The organism is Pontixanthobacter rizhaonensis (assembly GCF_012972675.1).
GTDB lineage: Bacteria > Pseudomonadota > Alphaproteobacteria > Sphingomonadales > Sphingomonadaceae > Pontixanthobacter > Pontixanthobacter rizhaonensis.
The window spans coordinates 69,092-89,437 of record NZ_JABCRE010000002.1; the positions used below are offsets into that span (position 1 = coordinate 69,092).

The 20,346-nt window shown below is 56.7% G+C and carries 13 protein-coding genes; 6 read left to right on the forward strand and 7 right to left on the reverse strand.

The window, feature by feature from the left end:
* Positions 1 to 120: 120 nt before the first annotated feature.
* The 4 genes from HKD42_RS00275 to HKD42_RS00290 are packed head-to-tail and all read left to right on the forward strand — an operon-like array spanning position 121 to position 9,573.
* A complete protein-coding gene (locus tag HKD42_RS00275) occupies positions 121 to 1,437 on the forward strand; it encodes a multiheme c-type cytochrome (protein ID WP_425500373.1) in 1,317 nt (438 codons plus the stop codon).
* Positions 1,437 to 3,425 (forward strand): heme-binding protein, encoded by a 1,989-nt coding sequence (locus tag HKD42_RS00280; RefSeq protein WP_170009230.1) that lies wholly within the window; start codon positions 1,437 to 1,439, stop codon positions 3,423 to 3,425. Before HKD42_RS00275 ends, HKD42_RS00280 begins: the two co-directional genes overlap by 1 nt.
* The gene (locus HKD42_RS00285) at positions 3,425 to 5,476 is read left to right on the forward strand and encodes a hypothetical protein (RefSeq protein ID WP_343042099.1); all 2,052 of its coding nucleotides are present in this window, start codon (positions 3,425 to 3,427) and stop codon (positions 5,474 to 5,476) included. Before HKD42_RS00280 ends, HKD42_RS00285 begins: the two co-directional genes overlap by 1 nt.
* 56 nt (positions 5,477 to 5,532) lie before the next feature.
* Positions 5,533 to 9,573 (forward strand): LVIVD repeat-containing protein, encoded by a 4,041-nt coding sequence (locus HKD42_RS00290; RefSeq protein ID WP_425500374.1) that lies wholly within the window; start codon positions 5,533 to 5,535, stop codon positions 9,571 to 9,573.
* A gap of 75 nt (positions 9,574 to 9,648) precedes the next feature.
* Here HKD42_RS00290 and HKD42_RS00295 read toward each other — a convergent pair whose 3' ends face one another.
* The 5 genes from HKD42_RS00295 to HKD42_RS00315 form a co-directional block, all read right to left on the reverse strand.
* Positions 9,649 to 10,530 (reverse strand): OmpA family protein, encoded by an 882-nt coding sequence (locus HKD42_RS00295; RefSeq protein ID WP_170009235.1) that lies wholly within the window; start codon positions 10,528 to 10,530, stop codon positions 9,649 to 9,651.
* Between the two features lie 311 nt (positions 10,531 to 10,841).
* Positions 10,842 to 11,690, reverse strand: a complete 849-nt coding sequence (locus tag HKD42_RS00300) for a phosphodiesterase (RefSeq protein WP_170009237.1) — start codon at positions 11,688 to 11,690, stop codon at positions 10,842 to 10,844.
* A gap of 21 nt (positions 11,691 to 11,711) precedes the next feature.
* Positions 11,712 to 13,472, reverse strand: coding sequence for a cytochrome c3 family protein (locus tag HKD42_RS00305; protein WP_170009239.1), 1,761 nt, complete (start codon positions 13,470 to 13,472; stop codon positions 11,712 to 11,714).
* Positions 13,473 to 13,482: 10 nt separating this feature from the next.
* The gene (locus HKD42_RS00310; protein WP_170009241.1) at positions 13,483 to 14,352 is read right to left on the reverse strand and encodes a hypothetical protein; all 870 of its coding nucleotides are present in this window, start codon (positions 14,350 to 14,352) and stop codon (positions 13,483 to 13,485) included.
* Positions 14,352 to 16,805: an NAD(P)-binding domain-containing protein gene (locus HKD42_RS00315; RefSeq protein ID WP_170009243.1), complete on the reverse strand. Its 2,454-nt coding sequence runs from the start codon at positions 16,803 to 16,805 to the stop codon at positions 14,352 to 14,354. Before HKD42_RS00315 ends, HKD42_RS00310 begins: the two co-directional genes overlap by 1 nt.
* A 126-nt stretch (positions 16,806 to 16,931) precedes the next feature.
* Between HKD42_RS00315 and HKD42_RS00320 the strand changes: the two genes are divergently transcribed.
* On the forward strand, positions 16,932 to 17,861 hold the full coding sequence (locus HKD42_RS00320) for a tetratricopeptide repeat protein (protein ID WP_170009245.1): 930 nt from the start codon (positions 16,932 to 16,934) through the stop codon (positions 17,859 to 17,861).
* 19 nt (positions 17,862 to 17,880) lie between these two features.
* Positions 17,881 to 18,618, forward strand: coding sequence for an Nmad3 family putative nucleotide modification protein (locus tag HKD42_RS00325; RefSeq protein ID WP_170009247.1), 738 nt, complete (start codon positions 17,881 to 17,883; stop codon positions 18,616 to 18,618).
* On the opposite strand, the gene mmsB is transcribed toward HKD42_RS00325, so the two are convergent.
* Both mmsB and HKD42_RS00335 read right to left on the reverse strand, forming a co-directional pair.
* Positions 18,602 to 19,546, reverse strand: a complete 945-nt coding sequence (gene mmsB / locus HKD42_RS00330; RefSeq protein WP_484573241.1) for a 3-hydroxyisobutyrate dehydrogenase — start codon at positions 19,544 to 19,546, stop codon at positions 18,602 to 18,604. The genes HKD42_RS00325 and mmsB overlap by 17 nt on opposite strands.
* Positions 19,473 to 20,255, reverse strand: coding sequence for an enoyl-CoA hydratase-related protein (locus HKD42_RS00335; RefSeq protein ID WP_170009251.1), 783 nt, complete (start codon positions 20,253 to 20,255; stop codon positions 19,473 to 19,475). Before HKD42_RS00335 ends, mmsB begins: the two co-directional genes overlap by 74 nt.
* Positions 20,256 to 20,346: the final 91 nt, after the last annotated feature.

Consider the following 20,346-nt stretch of genomic DNA (forward strand, 5'->3'; position numbering starts at 1 on the left):
CACGAGCCTCTTGCAGAGCGGTGCCTTCCGCTTAGGATGCACCATCAGGGGGGATAGTTCGTGACTCGAATTCGGCTATCGGCATATAGTTTTCTCGCAGTGCCATTCTTGGCGCTTGCGGTGTTTTTCTTTGGCGGTTTTTCTGAAGCAGACGCCCAATCATCTAGCGGTGCACGCTATGAAGGTGTGGCCACATGCGCCGGTTCCACGTGCCATGGGCGCGCGGAGGGCAATGGTGAAATTGTTCGGCAGGATGAAATCGCGACCTGGCAGGAGCCGTCTTCGGCCAGTGGTTCGCATAGTAGAGCCTATGCTGTGTTGGCATCACCGCGCGGCAAGCAAATTGCGGCCAGCCTTGGCTTGGGCGCTGCGACATCTGCGCCAGCCTGTCTTGGCTGCCATGCAACCTATGTCCCCGAAACGAAGCGCGGTCCGCGTTTTTTGACCGCTGACGGGGTAGGCTGCGAGACCTGTCATGGCCCATCGTCCAACTGGCTCGCCGTCCATTATGCCGCACCAGCCACCCATGCTTCCAATGTCGCAGCAGGGTTGACGCCGCTTAAGAACCCGCAAGTCCGCGCGAAAATCTGCCTCGATTGCCATTATGGCAGCGCTGATGGAAACCAGTTCGTCACGCACTCTATGATGGCAGCGGGTCATCCGCGTGTGACATTTGAGCTGGATTTGTTTTCCGCGCTCCAGCAACATCATGACGAGGATGGCGATTATGTCGCGCGCAAAGGCCGGACAGACAGTGTCCGTTTGTGGGCGGTTGGTCAGGCAGAGGCAGTGCGCCGATCAACCGATTTGTTCTCACGCGAGGCATATGGGACCGAAGGCGTTTTTCCCGAATATTACTTCTATGATTGTCACAGCTGCCACCGGAATATTTCCGATGGCCCCAAGCGCAAGCTGACCTTTGAAACCAATCCGGGGCGGCCCATTCCATTTGGTCTCGCGCCCTATAATGACGAGAATATCATCATGCTCTCCGCCGCTGCGCGCACATTCGCGCCGGGCCGTGCGGTAGCTTTCGATGCTGCCAGCAAAAATTTTCACCGGGCAATGGGGCAGGGGCGCAGCCAAGCAGTCGCGGCTGCGAAAAAACTGCGGAGCGAGTCCGCTGCTTTGTCCTCTGCGCTTGCCCAGCGCGGATATTCTGGCGGAGATGCTTTCGCGGTTGTGCGGGTAATTGCCAATACCGCTACAGCGCCGCGTTTCACTGACTATGCCGGCTCTGCTCAAGCGGTCATGGCGGTTGATACTATGCTGAACGCGATGGTTCGTGACGGTACGATTACGGTCGGTGCAGCAGCAGGCATCCGTGCGAATATTAATCGCGCCTATGCCGCAGTGCGCAGCCCGGAGACGTATCGTCCGGCGGCTTTCAGGGCATCATTGGGGCAGGCTGCCCGCTCTATCGGGGCTTTACGCTGATGGCTGTAAGAGCCGGACATTCTGGTTGTTTTGCCGCTGCCCTGGCTTTGGCGCTGGCTGGCTGCGGCGGTGATAGCAGCAGCTCTCCGTCATCTCCGGTTGGCGGCACCCCTGCACCTACGCCGACCCCTCCTGCGCCTGACAGGCTATTCGCTGATCCTGCTACGGAATCGCTCTCTGTTGCGGAAGTGCAGCAAATTCTGGCCCAAGCCATTGGCGAAGCACAGGCCCGCAATCTACCGTCAACTATCGCTGTGACTGACCGTGTCGGAAACGTCTTGGCCGTGTTTAATATGACCGGTGCACCAGCCACCACGCAGCTTAGCAGGCAGCAGATTGGCGGAATGGCTGCAATCGGCGATGAAATCGGTTTGCAAGGCGCGGATGTGCCGAACAGCACTGCTGCCATCGCGAAAGCCATAACAGGGGCTTATCTTTCCAGTGGGGGCAATGCGTTCTCTACCCGCACGGCGAGCCAGATCGTTCAGGAGCACTTTCCCCCCGCACCCAACACTGTGGGCTTGGAAAGCGGCCCGCTCTTTGGTGTGCAATTTAGCCAGCTGCCATGCTCTGACTTGTCCTCGCGCTTCATTGCGGCGGGCCCCGGCGCGCTGATCGGGCCTAAGCGTTCGCCACTGGGTTTGGCGGCTGATCCCGGCGGTTTCCCGATCTACAAAAACGGTGTGGTTGTGGGCGGTATCGGTGTGTCGGGCGATGGGGATTATGGCTTTGATCCTAACATTATCGACATCGACGTGGATGATGAAGAGGCGATTGCCCTAGCGGGTATTCAAGGATTTGCCCCTCCGCTAGAGATCACCGCAGACCGGATTCCCGTTGACGGTACGTCTCTCCGCTTCAGTGATATGACAATTGCTGATCTGTCACCTTTGCAAACCAGCTTTGGTGCAGTGAATGGCCCGGCAGGCGCGCTTGTCGCGGTCACCGGATACACAAATGGCGCGGTGCGCGCTGGGACGGCATATGGATCAGAAACGTCGGGTGTCCGGCGCAGCACCACTGCTGAATTTTCCAATCCGGATGCGTATGTTCTCACCGACGGTAGTGGAACAGCGCGCTTCCCGATCCGCGGCGGTACCGATGCGGGCACTGTTGGAACACCCCTTAGCGCCGCAGAATCGCAGGCCATTTTGGAAGAAGCATTCGCTGTCCTTTCCCGCGCCCGCGCACAGATCCGCCGCCCGCTGGACAGCCGAATGCAAGCCACCATCAGTCTGGTGGACACGAATGGTGCGATCCTTGGTCTGGTGCGGTCGCCCGATGGACCGATCTTCGGCACGGATGTGTCACTGCAAAAAGCGCGTACCGCGACGTTCTTCTCCAGTGCGACCGCAGCACAGCAATTACTTGGCGCACCGGCCCCTGTGTCTGGCTATGTTCAACGGGTGGGCGATTTCCTCAATGATCCGACAGCACTGACCGGTACTTTTGCCTTTGCCGACCGATCTGGTGGTAATTTGGCCCGCCCCTATTTCCCCGATGGTGAAGTCGGGCCCATTCCGGGGCCGCTATCGGTCGAAGTGCCATCAAAGTTCAGCCCTTTTGCCGTGGGGATTCAGAGCGATCTCATCGCTGGCAACATTGTAACGCATCTGGGTTTTGTCACCGGAGCCAATGCGGACACGCCGCGAGAGTGTACCGCAGTTCCCTCTGGGGCGGGCGGAACCAAGGAACTGGCGAACGGAATGCAGATATTCCCTGGGTCTGTTCCAATCTATCGCGGCAATCAGCTGATTGGCGGCATTGGTGTGTCGGGCGATGGTATCGATCAGGATGATATGGTGAGCTTCCTGGGGCTGCATAATGCGGGCCTAAGGGTCGGGGGCATTGGCAATGCGCCGAATGATATTCGGGCTGATCGGATCGCTGTGACCGTCGGTGGCCGGACAACTCGCCTGCGCTATGTGAACTGTCCTTTCGCTCCGTTCCTTGATGATCCCGCAAATAACGTTTGCGAGGGGCTTTAGTGAGCGTCGCGTTCGTCCTGCCTTTGATCCTGAACAGCGCGCCGGCTGCAGAGCCTGCCCTCAGCGCTGCCGACGCAATGGATGGCTCTTTCGATAGCGCATTCGCCGTATTTGCTCATCCTGATGCCTCTGCTGCCCCCGGCCTCGTGAACAGTCCGGATAGTTTTGCCGCTGCGTTCCAGCAATACCGGCAGGGGAATGGGCAAACATATCGCGGGGCATTGGTTCCCCCGGCGGAGAGACGCCAACGCCCGGGCGAACTTGAGCCTGTTGAGAGCCGCACGGAAAACACAATCGAGGTGGAGCCGGATGCCCCGCCGCCCGTGGATAACGATTCCATCGATGGCCGCCGCCGCCCGGGCTATACCGGGCCTTTGCCGGATAGGATTGACCAAACAAACGAAGGTGCCTTCCGCACTCCGCCGCCGGAAGCATTCCCCACCGATCAAATCCCGATTCCAGACAGGTGGCGTCTGATTGAATCGCTGGGATTGGTGACAGAAAAATGGTGGGATCCGTATAACCAGAACACGTATAAGGGGGACCGGCCAATCAACCCGGCCAAAGTTCCGTGGTTGCCGATCAAAGGCAAGGACTGGTTCTTCGTCGCCAATGTGATCAGCGATAGCGTGATTGAACCGCGCACTTTCCCGATTCCCGTGGGTGTGCAAACAACCGAGGATCCCGACCGTATTGACGTGTTCGGAGATCCTGAAAGTCTGGTCCTGTCGCAGACATTTTTGGCAGGTTTCGCTCTGCTAAAGGGGAACACTGCCTACAAGCCACCAGACGTTGAATACCGCGCCACGCTGGCCTTCAATGTAAACTATGTCGATGTGCCCGAACGGCGTGTATTGCTGGTTGAACCGAGCCGCAAATCCAGCCGTCTTGACCACTTCGTGGGTGTGCAGGAATTGTTTTTTGATTATCACATCCGGAACACATCTGACCGGTATGATTTTGACAGTTTCCGGATCGGGATACAGCCATTCCAGGCAGACTTTCGCGGATTTCTGTTTCAGGATCAGCAGCTCGGCCTGCGGTTCTTCGGCACGCGCGACAATAACCGTTTCCAATATAATGTTGCGGCCTTTTGGCGGCTGGAAAAAGACACCAACAGCGGTTTGAATGCGGTGCTGCAAAGCCCGCGCGATGACTTCTTGTTTATCGCAAACGCATACCGCCAGGATTTTCTGATCCCCGCGCTCACCAGCCAGATAACGGTGGCGTATAACCGCAATCGCGAAGGCGATGATGTCCAGATTGACGACAATGGATTTCCAGTGCGCCCCGCCTTGTTGGGGACATTGCGCGGTCGGGATTACGATGCGTTCTATGTCGGTTACAACGCAGATGGCCGGATCGGCCGGATCAATCTGACCGCCAGTGCCTATGGTGTGTTCGGGGAGGACAGGAACAGCTTCTTCACCGATCGTCCGGCGGATATCCGCGCATATTTTGGCGCTGCAGAGGCCAGTTATGACCGGGATTGGATGCGGTTCCGCCTGTCAGCTGCTTATGCAAGCGGTGATGGCGATCCTTATGATGATGTCGAAACCGGCTATGACGCTGTGTTTGAAAACCCGATTTTTGCTGGCGCGGACACATCCTATTGGATCCGCCAGACGATTCCGTTTGCGGGGGGCGGGCGCAATATCGCTGTGAACAATCGCAACGGTTTGCTCAATTCGCTGCGTCCTTCAAAAGAGCAAGGGCAATCGAATTTCAATAATCCGGGCCTGATGCTGGTGGGCGCAGGTGCTGATTTTGATCTGACCCCGGAATTCCGCTTGTCGACCAATGCCAATCATTTGTGGTTTGAAAACACTGCGACGCTGCAAGCGCTGCGTAATGAAGGCAGCATCCCCAAAAGCATTGGTTGGGATTTGTCCGCCGCGGCAATCTGGCGACCCAAAGCGACACAGAACATCGTTTTCCGCCTGTCTGGCGCGGCATTGCTGTCGGGTGATGGATTTGACGACCTCTTTGGTACCTTGGGCAATGACGGAACCTATTATTCCGTGCTCGCAAATGTGATTTTGACCTACTGATGCGCGCTTTACGTTTCTTGATCCTGTGTTTCGCCCTGCTCAGCACGGGCGGGGCTATGCTGTTTTCTGGCCAAACCCAAGCAGCATCGGGCGAGAAACCTGTTGAACGCGATTACAGCAGCGTCATCGCGGCCCCAGCGCCCGCGCAGCAGACGTTGGAAGAAATGATGGCCAAATCCGATGGCTGCTATTCGTGTCACGTCAAAACCGATGCGCCAACCATGCATACAACGCCGGCGGTGCGCTTGGGCTGTGTGGATTGCCACGGCGGTAACCCAAAAATTCAAGGTAACAGCGAACTGGAGCATGACGATCCGCTCTATGTTGCGGCGCGGGAGAAGGCACACGTTCTGCCGAAATACCCATCGAGCTGGCATTATCCGAGCAGCGCAAACCCCAAGCGGACCTATACTCTGCTTAATAAGGAATCGCCTGAATTTGTGCGGTTTGTGAACCCGAGCGATTACCGTGTAGCGCGTGAAAGCTGCGGGGCCTGCCACTTGCCAATCATTGAGGCGGGTGAGCGATCAATCATGGCCACCGGCGCGATGTTGTGGGGCGGCGCATCGTATAATAACGGGATCGCGCCTTATAAAAATTACATCTTCGGCCAAGCGTTTACCCGTGATGGCAAGCCAGCGAAACTGGTCTCTCCCGGTGCGCCTCCGGGTACTCTTACAGAAACACAGCGCGCGCGCGGTGCGATTGCGGAAATGTACCCGTTACCAGCTTGGCAAGTCACACCGCCGGGTGATGTGTTCCGCGTGTTCGAGCGCGGCGGACGGACGATCAATTCCCAGTTCCCCGAGATCGGCCTTCCCAACCCGACCGGCAGCATCCAGCGTCTTGAAGAACCCGGACGCCCCGATTTGAAGCAAAGCAATCGCGGGATGGGAACCGGCCTACGGGTGGCGATTCCGGTGCTCAATATTCACAAAACCCGGCTCAATGATCCGTTTATGTGGTTTATGGGCACGAATGATCAGCCGGGTGATTATCGCCATTCGGGCTGCGCGGCGTGTCATGTCGTTTACGCCAATGACCGCGAACCGCGCCACAGCCTGACCTACGCAAAATATGGCCGTGACGGGCAGACAGCCACGGTTGATCCGACCATTTCTGGTAAGATGGAGCCGAAAGACGGTTACGGTCACGGCGATGATCACGGCGAAAAAGCTGGTGGTCACGGCGGCCTGAAACAGCCCGGCGATGGTCATGCTGATGATCATTCCGATGGTGGCGATAAAGGCGCGGTGAAAGAAAAAGGGCATCCGATCCAGCACGTGTTCACGCGCTCCATCCCGACTGCCCAATGCATGAATTGCCATATGCATCAGCCTAATATTTTCCTGAATAGCTACCTTGGCTACACGATGTGGGATTACGAATCTGACGCCCCGGCGATGTGGCCGAAAGAACAGAAATACCCCACCGCCGAAGAAGTCCGCAAAGTGCTCGACCGCAACCCGGAAGGGGCGTCACCCAAGGGCAAATGGGCTGATCTCGACTTCTTGCGCAATGTTTATGACCTCAATGAAGATCTCAACGATACGCAATTTGCCGATTATCACGGTCATGGCTGGAATTTCCGCGGTGTTTTCAAGCGTGATCGTGAGGGCAATCTGCTGGATAAAGACGGCAATATTGTTGCTAATGATGACCCCGAGAAATGGCGCAAGGAAGGCGAGGGTAAGTTCGTGGAGCCGGGCGTAAACCCTGGTAAATCTGTCCATTTGATGAGCATCCACGCCGAGGTCGGGATGCAATGCGCGGATTGCCATTATGCGCAGGACAGCCACGGTAACGGGATGATTTACGGAGAGGTCGCCAATGCGATCGAGATTGGCTGTAAAGACTGCCACGGTACAGCCGATGCCTATCCGACGCTGCGCACAAGCGGACCCGCTGCGCCGCCCAAAGGCAATGATCTGTCTCTGCTGCGCAATCCGGACGGCCAACGCCGGTTTGAATGGACATATGATGAAATGGGCCGGCGTGAACTGACCCAGCGATCCATTGTTGATCCAAAGCTGGAGTGGAAAGTCAGCCTGACGAGAGACGCCGTCGACAACACATCGCCGCACTTCAATGCCAAAGCCGCACGGGCCAAATTGATGGCGCGCAGCGGTGCGGAAACAGGCAAGTTTGAATTCGGAACCGGTATAGCCAAGGGTGACCGTGCCCATGAAGAAGGCGAGATGGCATGCTTTACCTGCCACCTGAGCTGGACCACCAGCTGTGGCGGGTGCCACTTGCCTATTGAGGCAAACTGGAAAACCGAAGATCATCACTATGAAAATGGTGAGACGCGGAATTTTGCGACCTATAATCCGCAAGTCGCGCGCGATCAGATGTTCCAATTGGGCAAGCACCAGACCACAAAGGGCAATCAAGTCGCACCGGTACGTTCCACCTCGGCGTTGGTTCTATCCTCCACCAACATCAACCGCGAGCGGATCTATGTGCAGCAACCGCCGGTTTCTGCCATTGGTTTCAGCAGTCAGGCTTTCGCCCCGCATTTCCCGCATACAGTCCGTATGACGGAAACCAAGACGTGTTCGGATTGCCACTTGTCAGAGGCGGATGACAATAATGCGATCATGGCGCAATTGCTGTTGCTGGGCACAAATTATGTGAACTTTGTCGGGATGAATGCGTGGACCGGTCTGGAGGGCGGGTTTGAGGCTGTGCGCGTGACCGAATGGGATGAACCGCAGGCTGTGCTGGGTTCGTATCTGCACAAATATGCGTATCCCGACTATTATAAGCAATTCGTCGATGACAATAATCGCGAGCTGAAAGACTGGGTCCGCGGCAAAGCCTTTGACGAAGATCTATCGGGTGAAACCAAGGCATTTGAAGAATTTGCCAATGTTCACGAGGGAACAAGCGACCGCGTTGGCTGCCTGCAAATGCGCGGCGAGTATATGTATGTGGCAGAAGGCAAGGGCGGTTTCGCTGTCTATGACATTGCGAGCATCGCCAATAAGGGGATTTCCGAACGGATCATAACCGCGCCGTTCAGCGCGCTTGGCCATGATACGATTGTCGACACCAAGAACGCCACCTGCATGGCACTGGCAACCAATCAACCGATCAATCCGCTTCGCAATACCGAACAAATGCGTGACGAAAATCAGGAACAACCGTTCCTGCCGATCTACAATTACGCCGTTGTGACCGATGCTGAAGAGGGGCTGATCCTCGTCAATATCAATACGATGGGCGACGGCGAGTTTCGCAATAACAAGCTGACCCGGATGAAGTTTGTTGACGGTTCCACGGCTTGGAATGAAAGCGGCGTTCTTACCGGCGCGCGGCATGTGCATCTGGCAGGTGAAATTGCCTTCATCACATCTGATCGGGGCTTGGTTGTGGTCGATCTGGCAGACCCCAAAAATCCGCAAATCTCCGCCGTGCGTGAGATGCAAGATGCGCGGGCCAGTGCAATCCAGTTCCGCTATTTGTGGGTTACGGATGCAGAAGGCGTCAAACTGTTCGATGTCACCAATATGCGCAATCCTGTTCTGCGCCCAGAGGCAACGGTGCCGCTCGCCAATGCGCAGCGGCTCTATCTAGCGCGGACCTATGCCTATGTCGCAGGCAAGCAGGAAGGATTGGTGATTATTGATATAACCCGGCCACTGGCCCCGTCAGTCTATAAGAAGGAAACTTTCGGCGGCACGATGAATGATGTCGAGGATGTGATCGTGGCCTCCACCAACGCATCGTTGTTTGCGTATGTGGCGGATGGTGTGAACGGGATGAAAGTGCTACAATTGACCAGCCCTGACAGCCAGCCCAATTTCTATGGATTTAGCCCAGCGCCCGTGCCCGAATTGATCGCCTTTGCCAAAACGAAGTCGCCATCCATATCGTTGTCCAAAGGTTTGGACCGTGACCGGGCAGTGGATGAAACCGGCGGACAAATGGCTGTATTCGGCAGGCTGGGATCGCGCCCGTTCAAGCGCGAAGAAATGGAAAAACTGTTCCTCACCGGCGGCGGCGTGCCGTGGAAGGTGAGCGACGAACCCGACATGAGCGCATGGGTTGGCGGTCCTTGGAAATCTGGCCGTGCCCCGATGATGGGACAGTAATGGCCCTGGATAGATATCGAGACCAGATTGGTAAGGCTGAGAAGGAGGGGGTGAGCAAGGCCCACCCCATATCACTTACAGGCCATCTACACTTTTGCTGACCAAAATGTTGACTGCCACGCGGCGATTTTGGGCCTTACCCGCTTCTGTATCATTGCTTGCCACGGGATCAGCCATGGCCATACCTGTTGGTGTCAGCATCCGGTATGGTTTCCATCCGCAAGCTTGTTGCAGATAATTGACCACGCTGCTGGCACGTTTCTCGCTCAGACGCTGGTTCACTTCTTGGCTGCCTGTAGAGTCGGTATATCCGACAACCAGAAGCAGCGCATTGTCTGTACGTTCCGCGGCAGCGGCTGTTGAACACAAATCGGCTTTGCCTCTGGGTGCTAACTCGGCCTTGCCAGTGTCGAAATAGACATTGGCTGTGCCCTTGATGTTATATTGGTCGATATCACCAAAGCGCCCGCGAAGGGCTTCTGTGGCGGCAGTCTGCTCTGCAAATCCTTGGCTGGTGCCAGTGCGGATCATGCTAGCCGTTTTGAGGTCGGTATTTTTAAATTTAACGCGGCTTGCGACCAATCCCCGGCCCCATTCTACTGTTTTCACAGAGACCGGCAGACCGTTAAGCAGCGCATCCGCACCCAGCTTTGTGCGCCCCAAACCTAGAATGCCTTTGCTGGCCCTGATTTCGGTACCTTCGCTTATATGCACTGTGGTGGAGGTTCCATCTGCGGTTGTGACGCGGACTTTATCGCCGCTGCGCGCGGAGATGAAACCTTCGATCTCGGGCCCTTCGGCCATTTCCGATAGATCAGCTGGCGGTGCGCCATAAACGGTCGTCATGACTTCGCCGTCAGGCAGGTCCTGTTGCTGCGCGGATAAGGCTGTGGGCGTGGCGATTGTAGCCACGGCGAGCAGGGCAAGCGTTGCCGGCCTTACAGAAATCACACTCATGAAAATACTCCTTCACACTATAGCCACTGATATCACACCTGTGCGGCCCAATAACAGGCCGCCCCAGTTTAGCTGTGATCAGAGGTCAACACCCCCGCATCTTGCAAAGCAAGACCTATGGCATCCACACTGCATGTAAAATCCAGCGCGGCCCCTGACTGTTCAGACAAACCTGTCTGTCAAGTGAACCACGTTGATTTTCGCTCTGATTGTGCTGCTGTGGCGAGCGTTTCCTGCGGCAAGTTGAGGTCAGTCTGATTTTACAACTGTCCGAAAATGGCGCTGATGGGCGATTCTCAAAGGCCGAAAGCTCACTCTCGCTCGGCGAACATTTCCTGGATCATACCCTGCAAGTTGGGGTCGTAACGGGCGAGAACCACCCAATCACTGACCGTTTCGTAGTGAGTGAGCAATTCGCCATTGGACCACCGGTGGATCGCATAAAGCGGCGGTTCCGTTGTAATCAGGTTGCGATTGTCTGGCGTTTCGGGATCAATCGGCCGCAAATCCATCGCCACCAGCGGCGCGACAGACGGAGTCACATTAAGTGGCACACCTCTGAATCGAGTGGAGATCGGCCGGTGCAAATGTCCGCAATGAATACCCAAAATCTGCGAGTGCCCTTCAATTGCATCAGCAAAGTTCAGCATCCATTGTTCTTCCGGGCCGGGATCCATCCATCCAATACCCGATACAACTGGCGGATGATGCATGAAGATTAACGTAGGTGTTTCTGGATGCGCGGTAAGCTCTGCCTTGAGCCATTCGCGGCGCGTGTCGCAAAATCCGCCCCCATGTCTGCCAACTTCCAACGTATCAAGGAACACTATTCGCAAGCCGTCTTTCTCGACCGCATATTGCAGGAAGCCGTCATGCGTTGGTGTATCCGGGAAGGCGTGCAGCATCCCTTCGCGGCTGTCGTGATTACCGGGTATGGCGTAAATCGGCATCGGGCATTTTTCGAGCAGTGCCGCGGTCTTCTCAAAACTATCAATATCGCCATGATCCGTCAGGTCCCCGGTCAGCACAAGCATATCGATCGGATTGGGCGCGGACAGCATTCTATCCAGAGTCGCGCGGAACCGGATACGGTTCAATTCTTCCGGCTTGGCGTCGGGATCAAAGCCGATGTGGATATCGGTCATTTGCGCGATCAACATGATGTGTCCCTCCGCAGCATATTAGTCTGGCTTCCTGCTGATGAGTGCGACTGTATCGCTTCGGCCTTTATCTTTGCCCGGGGCACCTGGAACGGTCGAGGGGTGATAGGAATGGCACATCGCGCAGCTGGAAGGGACTTCTGCCTGAGTGGCTTGCTCACCCAAGTGGCAGTCGCGGCAGATGGCGATATCCGGCATCAGAAGATCGGTGGCAGATTTGGATGTATCGGCAGCGTGGCAGGTCGTACAATCTTCCTGCTCATGCGCTTTGTGATCGAAATAGCCGTGCATGAAATAGCTGTCGCGCAGATGGACGGGCATCACATCCGCTTTGCCATTATTGGTTGTTGGAATGTGGCACTCGCCGCAGACTCCATCGGGGGCGAGTGCCCTGTTGACGGCGATGTAAGATCGGGCGGGTCGGCCAAAGTTCTGATAATATCGCCCGCCTTGTGCATATTCACCCGGGCGGCGGCGGCCAGTGGTAACCGGGCGCCGCGGAGCGCGGTCCATCGCGCGTAGATCAGCTTGCATCTGCGCGACATTCCCATGGCGTAATGATCGGAAAGTTGTGCCGACACGGTCATAGACCAAGCTGTGGCAGCTCTCGCAATTCTCCTCCATATCGACCGGCAGGAAACTGTTCTTATCCGCTGTGGGGGTATGGCAGTCTGCGCAAACCAGACTGTCTCCATAGCCTTGCTTAGCACCGATATTGCTGGCCATCCGGGCGACACCGCCAGCCTTGTTCATGTGCAATTCGTGCGGGAACTTCAGGCCGTGCTGTTCTTTGGGATTTTTCGACAAAGATATGCGTGCAGTCGCGTCGCTACCCAATGTGGGGTGGAACACGGCCTGGAATTGCGGATGGGCATCCCCAAAATCGGCGGCATTGGCGAGCGCCGTATCGGTTAGGCGGCTATCCATACCGTCATGGCATTCAGCGCAAAATTTCTGTGCTGTCGGTTCCATCCGGCCAGCGCCTTCATGCTCGGTGTGGCAGGTAGTGCAGGAGCCTTGGCCTTCTTTGCCGAACATATCGGCAATTGCCCATTGGATCTCATCGCCCTTGGATAGCGGGCCCCGGCCAGTGTTCTGCCGCGGGATTTCCGCGTGATCGCCGATCCCTTCATGGCAGGTCAGGCAAGTTTCATCCCGCACCGATTGGAAGGGTTCGACATGGCACGCCTCGCAATTGTCTTCCAGCCCGTGATGCGCGGTGCTGAGAGCGCCCGTGCTCCAGCTGGCGTCCATCACGACTTGCCCAGCGCGGTCATAGTCACCAGTGACAGTAGAACGATTGAGGTGGGTGTAAATCGGGATCGCAAGGAAGGCGAGCAGGATCGCCGCCAGACCGGCCCAGGCCATTACGCGTTTGCTAGGCAGTGCGGCGGTGAGGGCAAAACCGGCTAGATTATCGTCCGCTTCGGGTGCAGCTTCAACTTGGCTGATGGTAATTGCCGGCGGTCCATCGCCATCCTGCGCGATTTGGAGCCGGTAAGCGCCAAAACCCAGTTCGCCCCCTGTTGAAGGATCAATGGTTGCGGCGCTTGTCTTGCGCCCGTCATGGGTGAACCCCATTGTGCCAGCGGCTTCGACGATTAACGAACCGGTTTCGGATTGACGGATAGTGGCGTGGTTTTGCTCCACCGCCAGATCCGGCAAATGGATGTCATTTTCAGACGCACGGCCAATGGAAAGCGTCTTTTGCTCCGCCGTCCGGTCGCGAATAATCTCACGGCCGCTCGCGGTAAAATCGATGGTGCGGATCAGGAAAGTCATGCTCGCTGCCTCACCAATAATAGAACACGCTGACAATATGCGCGGTCAGCGCAGCCAGCAGTGCAATCGTTGCAGGGATGTGGACGAACAACCAGACTTCGAGCAGCGCCTTATAACGCATATGCCGTCTGATCTGGCCAAGCTGTGATTTGCGCTTCCTTAGCAGGCTGGCGACTTTTTCTTCATGCTTGTTCAGCGCGCCATCGGGAAACGCTTTCAAAGCGCGTTTGGTGGCGCAGCGCGGATAGCTGCCAGTAAGCCGAGCCAACAGCCCAGCGCGAAACGCATCTTGCTGGGTTGCATTGATTACTGCGTCGGCTTCCATCCGGTCGAGCGGCTGGGCGGCGCTATCCAGTTGGCGGTCCAATGCGGCCAGACCTTCCACCATCTGCTTGCGGGTCATCTCCCGCATATTGTTGCTGAGCGCGCGGGGGAGGGCAGCATAGACTGAAATCCCGTAAATGCCCGATACGATCACCAGCATCATCAATGCCCATGCCAGCGTGTGGACATTCCAGCCCAATTGGAAGCCGGTGTGCATGGTGCCAATTACGATCAGCGCCAGCCCCAAATACACATGGGCGCTGGTCCACGCCTTCAGGCTCCATTTGCCTTCGCTGATATTACGCTTGCGAATGCCCAAGACAGACAGCCAAGCGATCAGCAAAGCGCCGATCGTTCCCAGCGTATATCCGTACCACGTTCCGCCATTATGGCGCGGCTCTACATCAACCAAGAAGTATGAAATCACCACTATCAGGCACAACACGGCAGAGATTTTAAGCCACCGCATACGTTTATGCGCCAGAAAGCTCTCATGATCTGTATCGCGGCGTTTTTCCGCCTGTGCGAAGTTGCTACTGTCGGCTTTGCTCGCCATCAGTCGACATCCTCCGCCAATTTGGTGAAGGTCAGGAATTTTTCAGGCGCAACACGGATTGCTGCGCCAGTGGGGCAAGCGCGGACACAGGCAGGACCGCCATCAATCCCTGCACACATATCGCATTTGATCGCCAGCTTGGCTTGCTCAAGGCCCTTTTTCTGAGCCGTTTTCTTGCGCCAGCTATAGCTTGCTTCGCCCGGGCCGGGCCCTGCGCCGAACATCAACCATGATAGAAGCGATGGCTTTTTAGGCGGCTTGGGGTCCATCCGGATCACGCCATATGGGCAGTTCCGCTGGCAGTTCCCGCAACCGATGCAAGTCTCGTCGATAAACACTTCGCCGTCCGCGCCGCGTTTGATGGCATTGGGCGGACAATCCGCCATGCAATGCGGGTGCTCGCAGTGGCGGCAGGATGTTGGAACGTGCAGATGGGCATAGGTCCGGCCCGCTTCCCGGTCGAGCCGGCTCAATCCCTCGTGACTATCTGCGCAGGCTTTCTCGCAATTGTCGCAGCCCACGCATAACGTCTCGTCGATCAACAGCACATCGGTGGCTTCACCAATCCCGTTATCAATCAGGAATTTGGCGGTTTCGGAATACATATCAACCGCACCGCTAAAGCTCTCTTTGCGTTCCTCGACAAAGGCATTGATCTGGCGGCGGGATGCCATGTCAGCCAGCGCGCGCTCGCGAACTTTCGGATTGCGTTCCAGCAAGCGCATAAATGCATCGCCGGGGAATTTGATCACTTCCGATTTGATCGCGGCTTTGACGGTCGCGCTGCGGCGGTTGCCGTCGATGACTGCCATTTCGCCAAAATATGAACCGGCGGGCAGGTAAGACAGGAAAACCGGTTTTCCGCCAATGGTTTTTTCGACGATCATCGATCCGCGTTGGATAACGTAGAAATCGGTATCGTCGGCATCCTCTTCGATCACATTCTGACCAGCCCGGATTTCGACCGCTTCCGCCGCTTCAACCATTTCGGTAACATCTTGCGGGGTTAGGCCGGAACCGAACATTTGCAGCAATTGCCGTTCAATCGTGATCTGGCGGACGGCGCGATCTGCGGTTGGGGCGGTTGCGAGAAGTTTAAGCGCCGCTGTCCGCGACAGTTCGAGCGTTATAACCGGCTCCGCTGCGCGTACGGTTGAACCGCGGCGGCGGCCAGAGATCAAGCCGACTTCACCAAAGATAGAGCCTCGGCCGATCGGGACTGTAATCGAAGTATCAGCGGGATTGACCTCGACCGATACGGACCCTTCGGCAATGGCGAACATGGAAGAGCCCGGGTCATTGCGCACAAATATCACGTCACCCGCATCGAAAGCAGCGACGCTGCCATCCAGCATCAATTCACGCATTTGCAGCGGTGAAAGTTCCCGCAAAATCACGATATTTTCCCGGAACACTTCCAGCCATTCATCGACCGATCTGTTGCCGGGTAGTGCAGAGAATTTTTCTGCCAGGATCGGTTCGTCGGCCGGTTTTAAGTCAGCATTACCGTTCAAGAACTCGACCACGTCATAGCCTTGATTCATGCAGTGCTTGATCAGCGGATATCCGGCCAATGCGCCGATAACATGGATGCCCTGCTGGGTGGTTTCAAAGCTGGGGCTGAGCTTGGGGAAAGCGCTGCGTTCTTCGCTGGTAAACTCAATACCGCATTTTTCGACAAACCCGCGTGGCGGCTGGGATCCTGTCCGCGCAATAATCCGGTCGCAGGGAATGGTTTCTGCTCCGTCACGGGTTTCCAGCACAAGCTGTTTGTCGCGCACATCGGTCGGCGTCGTTTCCCGCCGGACAGATATGCGGCCATCGCGTTCTGCTTCTTCCAGCAATGTCACATTGGCGGGTTTCGCACGGGCAAATTCAGCACTGCGATTGAGGATCGTTACGATGTTGCGCTGTGCCGGGTCGGCTGCCAGCCCTAAGGCGTTTTCGATCCCCGCATCGCCCGAACCGACCACTGTGATTTGCTCGTCAAAATACTCGCCGGGGTCATCCAATTGATATTGGATATGCGGCATATCGGCGCCGGGACAGCGCAGCTTGTTGGGATTGCCTTGGGTGCCGATGGCCATGATAACCGCCTCGGCCTGGATTGTCTCACCGCCCTTGATTTCGATAGTGAACGCGCCCGTGGTTCCGGTAATCGCGGTGACTTCTGAATTCAGCCGGACATTGGCTTTGCATTCTTCGATCTGGCGGTCCCACGTGTCCAAAATAAATTCACGTTTGCCGGCATCAAAATCAACGTCGCTGCGCAGCACCAGATTGCTGGGCGTCGCCATCACGTGCTTGCCCTTCTGGTATTTGTATATTGTGTCGGAGAGGTGATCGGTCTTTTCGATCAGGATATGGCTCATCCCCAACTGCGCCGCACGCGCGGCTGCTGAGAGCCCGGCTGGCCCAGATCCAACAATCGCTACGCGGTACGTTTCCGGCATTCATCCCCCCGATGATCCCGCAACTTTACAAAGTCAGTCTGGCGATAATAGGCATTTCGCGACAATTCGCCAGAGCAAACATCCTGCCAATTGCCAGCCCATTTTTTCGCTGTTAGCCAACAGCCTATGACTGAAGAAACCAAACAGAATTCGAGCGGCGGCGGTGTCTCCCGTAAAAGCCTTGGCATATTGCTGGCGGCTGTGGTGCTGGCCGGCGGTGCGATTGGATACCGGGTGCTGTCGGGCGACCCGTCCGAAGTGGCGGAAGTGGCGACGGCGGAGGGGCCGCCAACACTTGAATCGCTCCGCGCCGCGGCGGAGAAAGACCCGCTCAACGCCGGAGCGTGGCAGGAATTGGGCTTCGCCTATTATGAAAGCGGTCAGTTTGAAGATGCCGCCAAGGCATATCGGCAAGCGATTGAGGGTGATGACACCAATGCAGTGCTGTGGTCATCGTTAGGCGAAGCGCGTTTGATGGCGAGCGAAAGCGATCCGATGCCCAACGCAGCGGTGACAGCGTTTGAAAAGGCAATCGGCCTTGACCCAACCGATGCGCGTGCGCGGTATTTTCTGGCGGTGAAGAAAGATCTGGAGGGCGACCATCAGGGGGCCATCAATGATTGGGCAGCATTGCTCAAAGACACACCGCCCGGCGCACCGTGGGAAGCCAACCTACGCCAGACCATTGTCCAAGTTGGCAAGATCAATAATATTGCTGTCGATAGTGCCATTGCGAAGGCGGATGAGGGGCGGCCAGCTGCACCCCAGTTGACGGCTGGCAATGCAATTCCCGGGCCTTCGCAAGAACAAATCGCGGCAGCCAGCGCCATTTCCCCGACCGATCAACGCGGTATGGCGGAAGGCATGGTCGAAAGTCTGGACGGCAAGCTGCGTGCCAATCCGAACAACCCTGATGGCTGGGTCATGCTCATGCGCAGCCGGATGACTTTGGGGCAGCCCGACAAGGCGTCTCAGGCATTAAAAGATGCTGTGGCTGCCAATCCGGATGACGCCGAACGGCTTAAGCGGGAAGCGGCTGCGCTGGGCGTGCCGTGACCCATTCATCGGGCCGACCATGCGCATAATTTTCAGCCGGAAGGGCTTTGACAGCGCGGCTGGCGGCGGCGCTTCACCGATAGTGGATGGCTGCCCGATTAGTTTACCGATCCCCAGCGGCGGGCACTCGGTCACTACCTATGCTGATCTGGGGCTTGCTGAATTGGCCCATGCGGCAAGCCGGGGCAGGGTGACAGGCGAGGACTTCTGCCATCACGATCCCATGTTTCGCGATGATGGTACGTGCCTGTTTGGCCAATGCAGCGCCGCGCAAACCCATCTCGCCAATCAGGGTGTGGGCATCGGTGATATATTCGTGTTTTTTGGCCTGTTTCGGGAAGAGGCGACGGGTGAGCCGCATCACCGCATCTTTGGCTATCAGATCATAGAGCGGATCGTTGATCTGACGCAATGCAGCGATACTGAACGGCAGAAATTTGCCGCCATCGGCCATCCGCACGCGCTGGGCCTGCACGCCAAGAATGACGTGATCTATGTGGGCGAAGGACAAACCGCGCGGCATGATGGTGCGGGGCTAAGACTGACTGTGGCGGGCGGCCCGCCCAGCCTATGGCACCGTCCCGCCTGGTTGAAGCGAGGCGGATTGTCTTACCACGATCGGGCAGATCGCTGGCTGCGGGGAGGCCGCCTGCGTAGTGTCGCACGTGGTCAGGAATTCGTCGCGAATATTGGACGCCGCAGCGCGCCGCGGTTGTGGCTGGATCAGATCCTGACCGAGATTAATAGGTCCCGATAATGGACGAGAAATCGAGCTGGCCGTTGCCCGCACCGTTGTAATCTTCATACAAGGCCGCTGCACGGGAACTGAGCGGAACCGCGCTGTCTGACCCTTCGGCCGCTTCCATTGCGAGGCGCAAATCCTTCAGCATCAGCGCCGTTGCAAAGCCGCCTTGATAGGCATTATCCGCCGGGCTGGGCACACCAACACCGGGCATCGGGGTGTAGGCATTGAGCGACCAATTATAGCCGCTCGATTGCGAACTGATATCGTAGAAAGTCTGCGGATCAAGGCCCAGTTTCTCCGCCATCTTCATCGCTTCGCAGGTGCCGATCATATGGACGGCCAGCAGCATATTGTTGCAGATTTTGGCAGTTTGCCCTGCACCGGCATCGCCAGCGTGGATCACCGCTTTGCCCATTGCGTTCAGTATCGCCTCTGCACGTTTGAACGCGCTTTGTGTCCCGCCCACCATGAACGTCAAAGTGCCGTCATTGGCTGCTGCAATGCCGCCGGAAACCGGGGCGTCGACCATCTCGTAACCCGCATCAGTGGCGGTTGCAGCGACTGATTTCGCGGTCGCGACGTCAATGGTCGAGCAATCGAGGAAAACAGCGCCTGCCGGTGCCAAGCCAATCACGTCTTCCGCATAAACGCTGTTCACAATTGCGCCATTGGGCAGCATCGACACGACCGCTTCGACACCTTGAACGGCATCCCGCGCCGCCATGAATGTGCGGCAGCCATTGTCCTTTGCGGTATCGAGTGCATCTGCGCTGAGGTCAAAAGCGTTTACTTCATGGCCTGCTTTAACAAGGTTTGCAGCCATTCCGCCGCCCATATTGCCAAGTCCGATAAATGCAATTTTCATGTTAGCGCCCTTTCCATTGGCCTTCGCGTTTTTCGATAAAGGCGGCCATTCCTTCCGCCTTATCCTCGCTGGCAGTCAGGATTTGGAACAGGCGGCGTTCTTGGATAACACCTTGTTCCAAAGTCATTTCAAAGGCTGAGTTGACCATCTCCTTATTCGCGATGGCCGCCATTGGCGGCATGGATGCGATCAGGGCAGCCGTCTTCTTGGCCTCTGCCATCAGATCATCATGCGGCACGACTTTGGCGACCAGATTGGAACGCTCGGCCTCTTCTGCGCCCATCATTCTGCCGGTCAGGCACATCTCCATTGCCTTGGCTTTGCCAACCGCGCGGGTCAGACGCTGGCTGCCGCCCATACCAGGGGCCACGCCCAGCTTAATCTCCGGCTGGCCGAATTTCGCGTTCTCGCTGGCGATGATGAAATCGGCCATCATAGCGAGCTCGCATCCGCCGCCGAGTGCAAAGCCGTTAACCGCCGCAATCCACGGCTTGCGCGTGGTCTTCACGATATCGCTGGTCCACCGGCTGAAGAAATCGTCGAGGTAGAAATCTGCTGCGGCTTTATCCGACATTTCCTTGATGTCAGCGCCCGCAGCAAAGGCTTTGTCGCCCGATCCGGTGATGATGGCGCATAGCTGGCTGTCATCTGCTTGATATGCGCTAAAAGCGTCGATCAATTCTTCCAGCACCACACTGGATAGTGCGTTGAGCGCCTTGGGACGATTGAGAGTGATTGTGGTCACTGCGCCATCGGTTTCAGTCAGGATGGTTTCGTAAGTCATTCTATTCTCCAACTTCGTCATGCTGAACTTGTTTCAGCATCCATTTCTCAATTAAGAACCTCCGATAATTGGAGGAGGGGTGGATCCTGAA

Coding starts and splice junctions, on each gene's coding strand:
- HKD42_RS00280 (WP_170009230.1), top strand. CDS start 1,437: ATGGCTGTAAGAGCCGGACATTCTGGTTGTTTTGCCGCTGCCCTGGCT.
- HKD42_RS00290 (WP_425500374.1), top strand. CDS start 5,533: ATGCTGTTTTCTGGCCAAACCCAAGCAGCATCGGGCGAGAAACCTGTT.
- HKD42_RS00295 (WP_170009235.1), bottom strand. CDS start 10,530: ATGAGTGTGATTTCTGTAAGGCCGGCAACGCTTGCCCTGCTCGCCGTG.
- HKD42_RS00300 (WP_170009237.1), bottom strand. CDS start 11,690: ATGTTGATCGCGCAAATGACCGATATCCACATCGGCTTTGATCCCGAC.
- HKD42_RS00305 (WP_170009239.1), bottom strand. CDS start 13,472: ATGACTTTCCTGATCCGCACCATCGATTTTACCGCGAGCGGCCGTGAG.
- HKD42_RS00310 (WP_170009241.1), bottom strand. CDS start 14,352: ATGGCGAGCAAAGCCGACAGTAGCAACTTCGCACAGGCGGAAAAACGC.
- HKD42_RS00315 (WP_170009243.1), bottom strand. CDS start 16,805: ATGCCGGAAACGTACCGCGTAGCGATTGTTGGATCTGGGCCAGCCGGG.
- HKD42_RS00320 (WP_170009245.1), top strand. CDS start 16,932: ATGACTGAAGAAACCAAACAGAATTCGAGCGGCGGCGGTGTCTCCCGT.
- HKD42_RS00325 (WP_170009247.1), top strand. CDS start 17,881: ATGCGCATAATTTTCAGCCGGAAGGGCTTTGACAGCGCGGCTGGCGGC.
- HKD42_RS00335 (WP_170009251.1), bottom strand. CDS start 20,255: ATGACTTACGAAACCATCCTGACTGAAACCGATGGCGCAGTGACCACA.